Source organism: Pseudoxanthobacter sp. (assembly GCF_036822375.1).
In the GTDB taxonomy this organism is placed as follows: Bacteria; Pseudomonadota; Alphaproteobacteria; order Rhizobiales; family Segnochrobactraceae; genus Pseudoxanthobacter.
On sequence record NZ_DAISHT010000017.1, the window covers coordinates 12,873 to 27,140 of the forward strand.

A 14,268-nucleotide genomic window follows, 5' to 3' on the forward strand; every position below is an offset into this window, starting at 1 on the left:
TCCCATCTGAAAAGCGCCCGGCCGCCATGGCGGCCGGGCAGGGACGGCGAGGAGAAGACCGATGGAAGACACGCTGGCCGCAAGGCTTTCTGCGCTCTGGCTCGGGCGGCCGGCCACGGAGGCCGAGGCGCGGGCGATGGCCGCGCAGGCGGATCGTGCCGCGCCGCTGGCGATGGCCCGCGCGCCGGCCGGGGCCCTGTTCGCTGTCGAGCCCGCCCATTTCGACCGGCTGTTGCAGGAGCAGGCGAAGCGATGAACCGCGACGATTTTCCAACCCTCGGCGCGGCGGCGGCCGCCCTTGCACAGGGGCGCGTCTCGTCCGTGGAGCTGACGACGGAGGCCCTGCGGCGGGCTGAAACGACGGGGCGCGACCTCAACGCCATCATCGCGCTGGAGCCGGAAACGGCGCTTGCGGCGGCACGGATGGCGGATGCGGCGCGGGCAGCCGGGCGGGCGGCCGGGCCTCTGGCGGGCATTCCGCTGGCCCACAAGGACATGTTCGACCGGCCGGGGTTCGCCACCGGCTGCGGTGCCGGGATTATCGCCCGGCCGCCGGCCGCCGCGCCGGCAACGGTGATCGCGCGGCTGGAGGCCGCCGGCGCCATAACCATCGGCCGGCTCGCCATGTCCGAGTTCGCGATGGGGCCGACCGGCCATAACCACCACAACGGCCGCGCGCTCAATCCCATCGAGACCCGGCGGATCACCGGCGGCTCGTCCAGCGGCTCCGGGGCGGCGGTAGGCGGCGGCGTGGTGCTGGCGGCGCTCGGCTCCGACACCGGCGGTTCCATCCGCCTGCCGGCCGCGTGTTGCGGCGTGGTCGGGCTGAAGCCGACGCAGGGCCGCGTCAGCCGGGCCGGCGCCATGCCGCTGTCGTTTTCGCAGGACTGCATCGGTCCGCTGGCGCGCTCGGTGGAGGATGCGATGCTGCTGCTCGGCCTCATTGCCGGGCCGGACGGCCGCGACGTGACCGTCGTCGGCGCGCCCGGCCCCGGCGCCACCGCGCCGGCAGCGGCCGGCCTGCGGGTGGGCTTTGCCGCCGGCTTCTTCGATGAGGGGCTTGCAGCACCGGTGGCGCAGGCGATGGAGACCTGCCGCACGGTGCTGGCATCCGCCGTCCGCTCCGTGGCGGATGTGGCGATGCCGGACCTCGACGATATCTGCGAACTTGCCAACGTGGTTGCGATGAGCGAAGCGGCCGCGCTGCACCTCGACTGGCTGCGGGCCTGCCCGGGTGGCTACGGCCCGCAGGTGGGCGCGCGTCTGGCGCAGGGTCTTGCCGTGCCCGCACCGGTCTATCTGCGTGCCCTGCAGCGGCGGGCGGTCATGCTGGCGGGCTTTCTGGACACGGTGTTTTCGCGCTGCGATGTGCTGGTGGTGCCGGCCATGCCCTTTCTGCCGCCGCTTGCCGCCGATGTCGATGCCGGTGCCGGGCCGGCCATGACGGCCATCATTTCCGACATGACGCGCTTCACCCGGCCGTTCTCGTTCCTCGGCCTGCCGGCCATCGCGCTTCCGGTGGCGGCGGCCGACGGGCTGCCGGTTTCGGTGCAGGTGGTGGCGAGGCCGTTTGCCGAGGATGCCGCGGCGGCCATTGCGCGCCTGCTCGAACGCACGCTGGCCGTCGGGCCGTTCGGTCCGCTCGCCGCTCGCGTCCCGTCTCCTGCCACTGCCGAGGCTCTCCGATGAACTCGCCCGCGATGCCGCCCCTGTCGGGGGCAGACCCCGTGTCCTTTCCGCCCGTCGAGGCCGGCCTGTTTCGCGATGCGATGGCGCGCCTTGGCGCCGCCGTCAACATCATCACCACCGACGGGCCGGGCGGCCGGGCGGGCTTTGCGGCAACTGCGGTGTGCAGCGTCACCGATACGCCGCCGACGCTGCTGGTGTGTCTCAACCGCGCCAGTTCGGTCGTCGGCGCCTTTACCGCAAACCCGCATCTCTGCGTCAACACGCTGTCAGCCGGCCACCGCGATCTGTCGTCGCTGTTCGGCGGCAAGACGCCGATGGCGGAGCGGTTTGCGGCGGCGCAGTGGCATGCGGGCCTGACCGGCGTTCCGGTGCTGGCCGACAGTCTGGTGGCGTTCGAATGCCGCCTGTCGCACAGCGTGGAAATCGGTACGCACCGGGTGCTGTTCTGCGAGGTGCTGGCCATCGCCGGCGGCGGGGCGGAGGAGGCGCTGATCTATTTCGGCCGTCGTTACCACACCGCCGCGGCGCTGGGCTGAGGCCGTTCAGACGGTCTCGTCCAGCACGATGCCAACCCGGTTGGCTGCGCGCATGATGTGCATATGCATGAAATAACGGGCCGAATCGGGATCGCGGTTCTCGATGGCGCGAATGATGTTCTCGTGTTCGCTGACCGGCTCCCACAGCCGGCGGTGCCAGGCCAGCGGCAGGCGCTGGCTGTCGCGGAACACGCTGGCATAGCGGTCGTAGAGATCGAGATAGAGCCGGTTCTCGGAGAACGACATGATCATGCGGTGGAAGTCGAAGTCGTGCTGGGAATAGGTGACGAACTCGCCCGCCCGTACGGCCTCCTTGAGCTGGCCGAAATTGACGCGCAGCGCCGCGATGGCCTCGTCGCTGGCGCGGATGGCGGTCAGCCGCGCCGCATGCCCTTCCACGACGAAGCGGAACTGATAGGCCTCGGCCGGGCTGTAGAGCGCCTCCGGCGACCAGCCGCGCGGCTGCCCCGGTTCGGGGCTGGCGGACGCTGCCTCGCCGGGCTCGCTCACATAGGTGCCCTTGCGCGGACGGGTGCGCAGCATGCCCACCGCCTCCAGCACCGACAGCGCTTCGCGCAGCGACGAGCGGCTGACATTGAGCCGCCCGGCCAGTTCCCGCTGGGGGGGCAGGCAGTCGCCCACGCGCAGCTCACCCGAGCGGATCATGTTCTGCAGAACCGTCACGGTCGACTGGGTCACGGGTGAGGGGCTGCCTGCGCTGTCCTGCTCGGTCACGGTTTCATGTCCTCCCCCGCCGCCGGCACGCCTCCGCCACGGCGGATCGCGGGCGCTGCCCCGGCCCCGACTGTCATCTACCACCGCCGGCGGTTTCAATAAAACACCCATTGTTGGTCAGACCACAAGGGAAATGCACAAATTCCGCGCCTTCCGGGTCGATTTCGATGTTCTCCGATGGTGGCCATAACCGGGCCGAGGCGCCGCAGATCGCGCGCCGATGCGGAAGGAGAAGACGGAACGAGTAAAATAAGACCGTTATTTCAATCTGTTATGTTTGTTCTGTGAAGCCTGTCCGGTGCCGGATGCCGGACAGGAGGCCTGCGATCACCGATTGGGCGCAGTGGTCGGACCATGGAGTTGGAAATATGCCACCGGAGACGGCAGGTTGTGACAACATATTGAGCGCCGCATCGAATTGACTCAGCGTTTCTGCGAGTCTTGAATACCCGCCATGCCATTCCGGACATGTGGCTGGGCCAGAAATCGACCCGCTGTGGTCGGACCAAAAGGCCGCGCAAATCCCTTCCAAGAGGTGCTCAGGACATGACGAACAGCCGTCTTCCGACTGCCATCACCCGCCGCGGTCTCATGCAGGGCGCCATGGGGGCGGCCGCGGCCGCGGCGCTGCCCGGCGGCCTTATCGGCGCGGCGGGGCAGGCGCTGGCCCAGGACCGCAAGAAGACCCTTGTCATCGCCTGCCCGGCGACGCCGCAGGGCCTCGACATGGAATTCGACGTCTCCCTCGGCTTTCTCGATTGCCTGAAGGGGATGTACGACACGCTGCTCGCCTTCGAGACCATCCCGGACCCCAAAAACCCGGCGGTGATGCGCGAGGACACCGGCGTGCACCCGGACAAGCCCTATGGCCTCGCCATGGCGCCGCGGCTGGCGGAAAAGTGGGAGATTTCGCCGGACGGCCTCAAGGCCACCTTCAAGCTGCGCGAGGGCGTGAAGTCCCACTGGGGCAACGAACTGACGGCAGAGGACGTGAAGTGGACGTGGGACCGCAAGTTTGCGCTGAAGGTGCAGGGGGCGTTCAACACGTCCGTGCTCGGCCTTGAAACGCCGGATCAGGTGAAGGTGGAAGACAAATATGTCGTTTCCTTCAACCTGAAGAAGCCGACGCCGCTCATCCTGAAGCAGCAGCGCAGCCCCGCCAACCCGATCTATGACAGCACCAAGCTGAAGGAAGTCGGCGGCACCGACGATCCGTGGGGCGTCAAGTTCCTCAAGAACGACTGCGCCGGCTTCGGCCCCTACCGCGTCAGGCAGATCGTGCGCGGTCAGCAGGCGGTATTCGAGGCGCGCAAGGATTACTGGGGCCCGCAGCCCTATTTTGAGACCGTCATCATGAAGGAGGTGCCGAACTCCTCCAGCCGCCTGTCGCTGCTGACCGGCGGGGCGGTGGACATCGCCGAGTTCCTGCAGCCGCGTGAATATATGTCGCTGAAGAACTCGCCGCGGGCACAATATTATTCGGTTGATGCCTCCTACATGATGTGGTGCATCCTCAACGCCAAGGTGAAGCCGTTCGACGATGTGCGTGTGCGTCAGGCTGTCAACTACGCCATTCCCCACGATGAGATCATCAAGTCGGTCTATTACGGCATGGCCTCGCCGCTGACCGCGCCGATGCCGCACATCTATCCGATGGCCGACTCGTCCTTCTACAAATACGGTTACGATCTCGACAAGGCGAAGGCGCTGCTGAAGGAGGCGGGCCTCGAAGGCGGCTTCAAGACGTCGCTGTCCTACAATGCCGGCGACCCGACCCATGAGCCCATCGCCCTGATCTGGCAGACGGCGCTGCGCCAGATCGGCATCGATGTGACCCTCGACAAGCTGCCGGCGGCGGTTTTCTACGACTACGTCGCCAAGCGCGAAAAGCCGATGATCTTCTATCTCGACTCGCCGTGGACGCCCGATCCCGGCTACTCGCTCGAACTTTACTTCAACAGCCGCTCCTTCATCGATTACTCGAATTATGAGAATCCGAAGGTCAATGCCCTCATCGAGGAAGCGCTGGTGACCCTCGATGACGAGAAACGCCTGAAGATTTTCACAGAAGTGCAGAAGACCGTGATGGACGAGGCGCCGTGGGGCTTCCTCACCTATCCGGAATGGAGCGTGGCCATGGGCAAGGACATCAAGGGCCTGACCTATTACACCTCCAACATGCTCTGCTTCCAGGATCTGAGCCGCGCCTGACCTGCGCACCGCGCCGGCCTCCGCTGTCGCGGGGGCCGGCCGTCCAATCCCGGAGGGCTGACCCGTGAGCACCATCGAAGAGCGTCTCGACCGGCTGGAATCCATCGAGGAGATCAGGCAACTCAAGGCGACCTATTGCCTCTGTTGCGACGACGACCACAACGGCCCCGCCATCGCGGCGCTGTTCACCGCGGACGGCGTGTGGGAGAGCGACACGTTCGGCCGCTTCGAGGGGCCGGAGGCGATCTGCGGCTATTTCGAAGCCACGAAGGCCCGCATTCCGTTCGCCGCCCATCTGCTGATGAATCCCATCATTACCATAACCGGACCCGACACGGCCGTCGGCCGGTGGCGGTTGCTGATGCCCTTCACGTACACCGGCTCCGGCAAGGCGGAGGCCTACTGGCTGACGACCTCCTATACCGACCGGTTCGCGCGCGTCGGCGGCCGCTGGCTGTTCTGCGAACTGAAGGTGAAGACGGAGATCTTCGCGCCCCATCTCGCCGGCTGGGTGGAGCAGGCCTGATGGCGGTGCCGCGCCCTTCCGCAGCCGACCTCGTCGCGCTCGGCGCCGGCCTCGGCCTCCGGCTTTCGCCGGAGGAGGCTGCGGCCTTCGGCACGCTCATGGCGGCGAATTTCGAGGCCTACGACATCGTCGATGCGCTGCCGGATGAGCTGCCGCCGGTGCGTTATCCGCGCACGCCGGGCTACCGGCCCGGCGCGGCGGAAGACCCGCTCGGGGCCTGGGCGCGCAAGACAGCGGTTGCGGGCGCGGGCGAAGGTCCGCTTGCCGGGCGCACCGCGGTTCTCAAGGACAACATCGCTCTGGCCGGCGTGCCGATGGCGAACGGCAGCGTCACGCTGGAAAGCCACGTCCCGCTCTATGACGCCACCGTTGCCACGCGGATGCTGGATGCCGGCGCGACCATTCTGGGCAAGGCGGTGTGCGAGCATTTCTGCCTGTCCGGCGGCAGCCACACCGCGCAGCCGGGCCCGGTGCACAATCCGCGCCGGCCGGGCTTTTCGGCCGGCGGCTCGTCGTCGGGCTGTGCGGCGCTGGTTGCCTCCGGCGCCGTCGATTTTGCCATTGGCGGCGATCAGGGCGGTTCGGTGCGTATTCCCGCCGCCTATTGCGGTGTGGTCGGCCTCAAGCCGACCCACGGTCTGGTGCCCTACACGGGCGCCATGCCCATCGAGGCAACGCTCGATCATCTGGGGCCGATGACGGCCACTGTCGCCGACAATGCGCTGCTGCTGTCGGTGATCGCCGGCCCGGACGGGCTCGATCCGCGCCAGACCGGGGCGGTGGCCGCCGATTATGGCGCGGCGGTCGGGCGCGGGGCGGAGCGACTGCGCATCGGTCTGGTGGAAGAGGGCTTCAGCCTGCCCGGTATGCAGCCCGGTGTGGCCGCGAGCGTGCGCGCGGGGGCGGAGCGGCTGGCGGGCGCCGGCGCGACGGTGGAGAGCGTGTCGGTTGCAGAGCACCGGCTCGGCCCGGCGCTGTGGGCGCCCATCGGCGCCGAGGGCCTGATGGCGCAGATGATGCACGGCAACGGCATGGGCTTCAACTGGAAGGGGCTCTACGACCTTGCCCTGATCGACGACCACAGCCGCTGGCGCGGCAGCGCGGCGCTGCTGTCGCCGACGCTGAAGCTGACCATGCTGACCGGCGAGTGGGGCCTGAAGCACCACAACGGCCGCTACTATGCCAAGGCGCAGAACCTCGCCCGCCGGCTGCGCGCGGCCTATGACGCGGCCTTTTCCCGTTTCGATCTGCTGTTGATGCCGACGCTGCCGTGCGTGGCGACACCGCTGCCCGGCCCCGATGCGACGCTGGGGGAAATCGTGGCCCGCGCCTTCGAGATGTCGGCCTCGACCGCGCCGTTCGACATCACCGGCCATCCGGCGATCTCGGTGCCGTGCGGTCTGTCGGACGGGCTGCCGGTGGGGCTGATGCTGATCGCCCCGCATTTTCAGGAAGCAACACTCTACCGCGCCGCCGCCGCACTGGAGCGGGCGGCGGACTGGCAGACCCTGTGATCGGACCCGCGCGGCGCTGCCGTCGCGCACCCAGCAAGGGAGGGCAACGGTGACGGCCATCGACACGATTTCCGACCGGCCGCAGGGGCCGGGGCATGGCGCCGGCAGACGGCTGCGGCTGGCGCTGAGCATCGCGGCGGTGCGGCCGCGCTTCGCGCTCGGCTATTTCATCGTTACGGTCATGGTGCTGAGTGCGCTGTTCGCCCCGCTCATCGCGCCTCACGATCCGGTCTTTGCCGATCCGGTGCGCTTTCTGGAACCGCCGGGCGGCGATTTTCTGTTCGGCAGCGATGCGGTGGGCATGGATGTGTTCTCCCGCGTGCTCTATGCGCCGCGCATCGACCTGACGATCGCCGTTTCCGCCACGCTGATCTCGGCGGTCATCGGCAGTCTGATCGGGGCATGGGCGGGCTATTTCAGCCGCGGCAGCGGGCTGCGCGGGGCGGTGGCCGGCTTCGTGATGCGCGCGGCCGATGTGCTGCAGGCCTTTCCGGTGTTCGTGTTCGCCATCGCGCTGGTCGCCTCGCTCGGCCAGAGCCTCCACACCGTCATTGCGGCCATCGCCTTCGTCTCCATCCCGATCTATCTGCGCCTGATGCGCGCGCAGGTCATTTCGATCCGCGAGCGCAAGTTCATCGAGGCCGCCACCGTCGCCGGGGTTTCCGACGGGCGCATCATTCTGCGCCACGTCATTCCCAACGCCCTCGGCCCGGTGCTGGCGCAGCTTTCCATCAACATCGGCTGGGCGATCCTGCTCACCGCCGGCCTCAGTTTCGTGGGGGCGGGCGTGCGCCCGCCGACGCCGGAATGGGGCACGATGATCGCCGCCGGCTTTCAGAACGTGGTGACCGGCCAGTGGTGGCCGTCGGTTTTCCCCGGCCTTGCGCTGGCGCTGACGGTGTTCGGCTTCTCGCTCGTCGGCGCCAGCATCGAGACCTTCGCCGACCCGGAAAAGATGCGCCGCCTGACCCGGGACGTTTCTGCACGCGCCCGCCGGCGGCAGGCAAGGGAGGCACGGCAATGACGGGCCTGATGCGTTTTCTCGGCCGCCGGATGCTCTTTCTGGTGCCGCAGCTGTTCGGCATCCTGCTGGTGAGCTTTCTGCTCATCAAGACCATTCCCGGCGATCCCGCGGTGCTGATGCTGGGCCCGATGGCAACGCCCGATGCGCTGGAAAAGGTGCGCGTGGGCATGGGCCTCGATCAGTCGCTGCCGGTGCAGTTCTTCATCTATGTCGGCAACCTGTTCTCCGGCGATCTCGGCACCTCCTGGCAGACCACGCGGCCGGTTCTGGACGACCTGATCGAGCGCTTTCCGGCCACGCTGGAACTCGTCACTTTCGGTCTTCTCACCGCCATCGCCATCGGCGTGCCCCTCGGTATGGCGTCTGCCTTCCGCGAGAACGGCTGGCTGGCCAGGGGGGCGGATGTCTATGGCCTCATTGCCGGGGCGCTGCCGGATTTCTGGCTGGGGCTGGTGCTGATCTTCGTGCTCTACACCGTCTTTCAGGTGGTGCCGGCGCCGCTCGGCCGGCTCGATCTGGCGGTGCTGACGCCGCCTGCCGTCACCGGCTGGCTGACCATCGACAGCCTGCTGGACGGCAACTGGGATGCGTTCCGCTCCGCGCTCGCCCATCTGGCGCTGCCGGTGCTGACCCTCGGCCTCATCAACGCCGGCCCCATCCTGAAGATGACGCAGTCGTCGATGGAACAGATGCTGACGGCCGATTTCAGCCATTACGAGACGCTGTGCGGCCTGCCGCGGCGGCGCGTCATCCTCAACGCCCTGCACAACGCTCTGCCCTCCGTCATCACCATCATCAGCGTTCTCTACGGCTATCTGCTGGGCGGGGCCGTGCTGGTGGAAATCGTGTTCTCGTGGGGCGGGGCCGGACAATACGCCGTTCAGGGCGTTCTCAATGCCGATATCTATCCCGTGCTCGGGTTCGTTCTGTTCTCAGCCATCTTTTCTCTCATCGTTTATCTGGTGGTCGATCTGATCTACTTCGCGATCGACCCGCGCATCGGGAGGTGAGACGTGTTTTCATCCGCCACACTTTCCGCTGCACCGCCTGTTGCGCCATCTGCCCTGTTGCCCGTCGCGCCGGCCGGTGCCACGGCGGCGCCGCCGATGCTGGACGTGCAGAACCTGCGGGTGGAATTTCCGGTGCTGGGCGGCGGCACCACGGCGGCGATTGCCGATTTCAGCCTGCGGCTGGCGCCGGGCGAGATCTTCGGTGTCGTCGGCGAGGGCGGTGCCGGCAAGACCGTTCTGGCGCGCAGCCTGCTTTGCCTGCCGCCGGAACCCGGGCGCATCGCCGCCGGCAGCCTGCGGTTCGGCGGCGAGGACCTGCTCGCCATGAGCGAGACGCGGCTGGAGACCGTGCGCGGCCGGGCGATGTCGCTGATTGCCGCCAACCCGCGCGGCGTGCTGAACCCGCTGAAGACGGTGGGCGAGCAGATCAGCCGCATGGCGCGCGTGCATCTTGGCCTGAAGCCCGGGGCCGCGCGCGCGGCCACCCTCGATATGCTGCGCGCGGTGCAGATCCCCGATCCCGAACGCCGCTTCGATGCCTATCCGCACGAACTCTCCGGCGGTATGGCGCAGCGCATCGTCATCGCCATCGCCCTCGTCTGTGCGCCGCGGTTCATCATTGCCGACGATGCCACCAGCGGCCTCGATGTGACAGTTCAGGCGCAGGTGCTGGATCTGCTGCGCCGTCTCGCGCACGAGCGCGGCAGTTCGCTGCTGTTCATCACCCGCGACATGGGCATCACCGCCCACTATTGCGACCGCGTGGCGGTGATGTATCGCGGCGAGGTGATGGAGATGGCCCCGCGGGAGGACTTCTTCCTGCGGCCGCGCCATCCCTACACCATCCTGCTGATGGCGGCTTTCTCCCATAACCGGCGCCTGCGGGCGGCGTGGTCCGCGCCGTCGCCGGTGGCGGCGCAGGCGGTGCCGGGCCGCGGCTGCAGCTATGCCGCGCGCTGTCCGCGGGCAGGCGCCGTCTGCCTCACCGAACGTCCGCCCCTTGCAGCCTCCGCCGGCGACCATGCCGTGCGCTGTCACAACCCGGTGGCCCGATGAGCGCGCTTCTGGAAGTCAACCAGCTCGTCAAGCACTTCCCCATCTCCGGCACGCGGGCGGTGGTGCAGGCGGTCAATGACATTTCGTTCGAGATCCGGCCCGGCGAGACCCTCGGCCTCGTCGGCGAGAGCGGCTCCGGCAAGACCACAGTCGGGCGCTGCATCGCCGGGCTCGGAGGCGGCATTACCGGCGGCTCGATCCGCCTTGCGGGCCGCCACATCACCGAAGCGCCCGAACGACGCAAGGTGCGCGGCGAAATCCAGATGGTGTTTCAGGAATCGGCCGAGGCGCTCGATCCGCGCTTCACCGTCGGCGCCTCCATCGAAGAGCCGCTGATCGCGCTGGGCCTGAAGCCGGCGGAGCGGCGCGAACGGGTGGCGGAAGCGATCGGGCGCGTCGGCCTGCCGCAGTCGGTCATCCGCGAGGTGCCCTCCGCGCTGTCCGGCGGCCAGTTGCAGCGCATCGGCATCGCGCGGGCCATTTCCACCCGGCCGAAGCTGCTCATTCTGGATGAGCCGACATCGGCGCTCGATCCCTCGGCGCGCGCCGAGATCATCGATCTTCTGATGCGGCTGCAGGACGAGCTGAAGACGAGCTGCCTGTTCATCTCCCACGATCTCAGCACGGTGCGTTTCGTCAGCCAGCGCGTGGCGGTGATGTATCTGGGCATGATCGTGGAGCAGGGCGAGACGGCGGAGGTGTTCGCACGGCCGCGCCATCCCTACAGCGTCGGCCTGCTGTCGTCGGTGCTGCTGCCCGACCCGACGCTGCAGCGGGCCGCGCCGGTTCGCCTTGAGGGCGAAATCCCGAGCCCGATCAATCTGCCCGCGGGCTGTTTCCTCGCCGGGCGCTGTCCCTTTGCCGAGGCGGCCTGCCGCAGCGCGATGCCGGCGGCGGAAAAGACCGGACCCGATCACATCGTTCATTGCCGCCGCCACGATGCGGTCGCCGGCCTCGACCGGGCTGCCGACGTGTTCGCCGCCTTCGAGCGGCAGAGCGAGGCGATCCTGTCGGTGGAAATGCCGTCGGTCGCGGCGGCCTGATCCCTGCGTTTCAAGGAGCGAGAGACACCATGGGTAAGCTCGAAGGACGCAAGAGCGTCGTCACCGGCGGCGGCCGCGGCATCGGCCGCGCCATTGCGCTCGCCTTTGCCCGCGAGGGGGCGGACGTGGCGGTGTGGGACCTGAACGCCGCCAATGCCGGGGCGGTGGCGGCAGAGGTGCGGGCGCTCGGCCGCACCGCCGTGGCCATTTCCGGCGACGTTTCGGTGGAGGCCGAGGTTGCGCGCGGAATGGCCGACGCGCTGGCGGCCCTCGGCCAGATCGACATTCTGGTCAACAACGCCGGCATCCAGACAGTGTCGCCGCTGGCCACCATGTCAACCGATATGTGGGATCAGATGATCGCGGTCAATCTGCGCAGCGTGTTCCTGTGCACGCGGGCTGTGCTGCCGGCGATGATGGAGCGCGGCTTCGGGCGCATCATCTCCACCGCCAGCCAGCTGGTGCACAAGGGGGCGCCCGAGCGCACGCACTACTGCGCCGCCAAGGCCGGCATCGTCGGCATGACGCGCGCGCTCGCCTATGAGGTGGCCCGAAGCGGCGTCACCGTCAACGCCATCTGCCCCGGCGCCATCGACACCGACATGGTGCGCGACATGCCGGAAGACCTGCGCCTGATGAAGCTCAACGAACTGCCGATCGGCCGCTTCGGCCGCGTCGACGAGATCGCGCCGGCGGCGGTGCTGCTCGCTTCCGACGAAGGCTCCTATTTCCTCGGCGCCACCCTCAATCCCAACGGCGGCGACGTGATGGTCTGAGCGCGGCCGGCGATCTTCCAGAGGATAACAGGACCATGATCAGGATTGGCGTGGACGTCGGCGGCACCTTCACCGACCTCGTTCTTGAGAACACCACCGCGGCGGGCACGGCCGTGACCGTGCACAAGCTGCCTTCCACCACCCACGACCAGTCGGAGGCGGTGGTCCGGGGCATTCAGGAAATCTGTGCGCTGGCCGGCATCGCGCCCGGGGCGGTCGATTTCGTCTTCCACGGCACCACGGTTGCCACCAACATCGCCATCGAGCGCAACGGCGCCGAGGTCGGCATGCTGACCACGCGGGGGTTCCGCGACATCCTGCATATCGCCCGCCATAAGCGGCCGCAGAACTTCTCGCTGCAGATGGACCTGCCCTGGCAGAGCGCGCCGCTGGTGAAACGCCGCAACCGCATTGCGGTGACCGAACGCATCCTGCCGCCGGACGGGCGCATTGAGACCCCGCTCGACCTCGGCGAGGTCAGCCGGGCTGCCGACCTCTTCGCCGGGCGCGGGCTCGATGCGGTGATCGTCTGCTTCCTGTTCTCGTTCCTCAACGATGCCCACGAACAGCAGGCGAAGGAGATCGTCGCGGCCCGCATGCCGGATGCCTTCGTGTGCACCTCGGCCGACGTGGTGGACGTGATCCGCGAATACGAGCGCTTCTCGACCACGGCGATGAACGCCTTCGTCGGGCCGAAGACCGCGCTTTATCTGGGCCGCCTCAGGAAGCGGCTGCAGGCGGCCGGCATCACGGCGGAAGTGCGCATCATGCAGTCGAACGGCGGCATTTCCACGGTGGAGTCGTGCTCGGTCAAGCCGGTCTCCATCATGCTGTCCGGCCCGGCCGGCGGCGTCATCGGCGGCGCCTGGATCGGCGGGCTGTCGCAGCGGCAGAACATCATCACCATCGATATCGGCGGCACCTCGGCCGATATCAGCGTGATTGCCGATGGCCAGCTTAAGATCAAGAACCCGCGCGATACTCAGGTGGACCTGCTGCCGGTGCTGGCGCCGATGCTCGATGTCACGGCCATCGGGGCGGGCGGCGGGTCCATCGCGTCTATCGATGCCGGCGGGCTGTTTCGCGTCGGCCCGCGCTCGGCCGGTGCCAGTCCGGGGCCGGCCTGCTATGGCCGCGGCGGCACCGAGCCGACGGTGACCGATGCGCAGGTGGTGCTCGGCCGCCTCGACCCGGAACACTTCCTCGGCGGCGATCTGGTCATTGACCGCACGCTGGCCGAAACGGCCATCGCCGGAAAGATCGCCGGCCCGCTCGGCCTGACGGTGGAAGAGGCCGCGCTCGGTATCCTGCGGGTGGTCAACTCCAACATGGCGCTCGCCATCCGCGCCAATTCGGTCGCCAAGGGCGTCGATCCGCGGCGCTTCTCGCTGATGGCGTTCGGCGGTGCCGGTCCCCTGCACGGCACCTCGCTGGCGGAGGCGGTGTCGGCCTCCGAAGTGCTGATCCCGCCGGCGCCGGGCATCACCGCCGCCATGGGGCTGCTGGCCTCCGGCCTGCAATATGAGCACACCCGCTCGGTGATGGTGCCGCTGACGGAGGCGAGCGATGCCGATCTGGCCCGCATCAACGCCGTGCTCGACGGGCTGGCGGCGGAAACCCGCGCCCAGCTTGCGGCTGACGGCGTGCCGCCGGAAAGCCAGATCCTGACCCGTTATGCGGAGTGCCGCTATGTCGGGCAGGGCTTCGAGCTGCGCGCGGAAATGCCGGACCAGCCGCTGACGCGCGACAATCTCCACGTCGTGGCGGAGAATTTCCATGCTCGCCACCGGCTGGACTACGGCCACGCCTTCCCGGAGGGCAGGGTGGCGCTGGTGACCGTGCGGGTGGTGGGCACGGCCGATGTGGAGCGGCTGCAACTGGCCCCGCTGGCCACCGGCGGCCGCACCGATCCCGACGAGGCGCGGGCCTATGTGCGCCCGACCGTGTTCGACGACGGCGTGCGCCACGACACGCCCCGCTACGAGCGCGGCCGGTTGCTGGCGGGCGACGTGCTCAACGGCCCGGCCATCGTCATCCAGCACAATTCCACCAGCCTCGTGCCGCCCGGCTATGTCGCCTCGGTGGCGACCCACGGCACGCTGCACGTCCGGCAGAGGAGGTCGGCATGAACAGTCAGGCCATGAACAG

At 68.4% G+C, this 14,268-nt stretch carries 13 protein-coding genes; 12 read left to right on the plus strand and 1 reads right to left on the minus strand.

Annotation, left to right across the window (positions count from 1 at the left end):
• The first annotated feature begins 61 nt into the window (after positions 1 to 61).
• The 3 genes from V7067_RS03495 to V7067_RS03505 are packed head-to-tail and all read left to right on the plus strand — an operon-like array spanning position 62 to position 2,225.
• A complete protein-coding gene (locus tag V7067_RS03495; RefSeq protein WP_334174489.1) occupies positions 62 to 256 on the plus strand; it encodes a hypothetical protein in 195 nt (64 codons plus the stop codon).
• Positions 253 to 1,689 carry an amidase gene (locus V7067_RS03500; protein ID WP_334174490.1) on the plus strand — a complete coding sequence of 479 codons (1,437 nt, stop codon included), beginning with the start codon at positions 253 to 255 and terminating at the stop codon, positions 1,687 to 1,689. Before V7067_RS03495 ends, V7067_RS03500 begins: the two co-directional genes overlap by 4 nt.
• Before the next feature lie 11 nt (positions 1,690 to 1,700).
• On the plus strand, positions 1,701 to 2,225 hold the full coding sequence (locus V7067_RS03505; RefSeq protein WP_334174509.1) for a flavin reductase: 525 nt from the start codon (positions 1,701 to 1,703) through the stop codon (positions 2,223 to 2,225).
• A gap of 6 nt (positions 2,226 to 2,231) precedes the next feature.
• Here V7067_RS03505 and V7067_RS03510 read toward each other — a convergent pair whose 3' ends face one another.
• A complete protein-coding gene (locus V7067_RS03510; RefSeq protein WP_334174491.1) occupies positions 2,232 to 2,960 on the minus strand; it encodes a FadR/GntR family transcriptional regulator in 729 nt (242 codons plus the stop codon).
• Positions 2,961 to 3,506: 546 nt separating this feature from the next.
• Here V7067_RS03510 and V7067_RS03515 point away from each other — a divergent pair.
• The 9 genes from V7067_RS03515 (at position 3,507) to V7067_RS03555 (ending at position 14,249) form a co-directional block, all read left to right on the plus strand.
• Entirely contained in the window at positions 3,507 to 5,171 is a 1,665-nt protein-coding gene (locus V7067_RS03515; RefSeq protein WP_334174492.1) for an ABC transporter substrate-binding protein, read from the plus strand.
• A 64-nt stretch (positions 5,172 to 5,235) separates the two neighbouring features.
• Positions 5,236 to 5,697 carry a nuclear transport factor 2 family protein gene (locus tag V7067_RS03520; protein ID WP_334174493.1) on the plus strand — a complete coding sequence of 154 codons (462 nt, stop codon included), beginning with the start codon at positions 5,236 to 5,238 and terminating at the stop codon, positions 5,695 to 5,697.
• Complete coding sequence (locus V7067_RS03525; protein ID WP_334174494.1) at positions 5,697 to 7,211, plus strand: amidase; 1,515 nt, start codon at positions 5,697 to 5,699, stop codon at positions 7,209 to 7,211. The genes V7067_RS03520 and V7067_RS03525 overlap by 1 nt, the downstream gene beginning before the upstream one ends.
• Positions 7,212 to 7,260: 49 nt before the next feature.
• The gene (locus V7067_RS03530; RefSeq protein ID WP_334174495.1) at positions 7,261 to 8,235 is read left to right on the plus strand and encodes an ABC transporter permease; all 975 of its coding nucleotides are present in this window, start codon (positions 7,261 to 7,263) and stop codon (positions 8,233 to 8,235) included.
• A complete protein-coding gene (locus tag V7067_RS03535; protein ID WP_334174496.1) occupies positions 8,232 to 9,245 on the plus strand; it encodes an ABC transporter permease in 1,014 nt (337 codons plus the stop codon). The genes V7067_RS03530 and V7067_RS03535 overlap by 4 nt, the downstream gene beginning before the upstream one ends.
• A gap of 96 nt (positions 9,246 to 9,341) precedes the next feature.
• Entirely contained in the window at positions 9,342 to 10,301 is a 960-nt protein-coding gene (locus tag V7067_RS03540; protein WP_334174497.1) for an ABC transporter ATP-binding protein, read from the plus strand.
• Positions 10,298 to 11,344 carry an ABC transporter ATP-binding protein gene (locus V7067_RS03545; protein WP_334174498.1) on the plus strand — a complete coding sequence of 349 codons (1,047 nt, stop codon included), beginning with the start codon at positions 10,298 to 10,300 and terminating at the stop codon, positions 11,342 to 11,344. Before V7067_RS03540 ends, V7067_RS03545 begins: the two co-directional genes overlap by 4 nt.
• A 29-nt stretch (positions 11,345 to 11,373) precedes the next feature.
• A complete protein-coding gene (gene fabG, locus V7067_RS03550) occupies positions 11,374 to 12,120 on the plus strand; it encodes a 3-oxoacyl-ACP reductase FabG (RefSeq protein ID WP_334174499.1) in 747 nt (248 codons plus the stop codon).
• A gap of 35 nt (positions 12,121 to 12,155) precedes the next feature.
• Positions 12,156 to 14,249, plus strand: coding sequence for a hydantoinase/oxoprolinase family protein (locus V7067_RS03555; protein ID WP_334174500.1), 2,094 nt, complete (start codon positions 12,156 to 12,158; stop codon positions 14,247 to 14,249).
• Positions 14,250 to 14,268 lie beyond the last annotated feature (19 nt).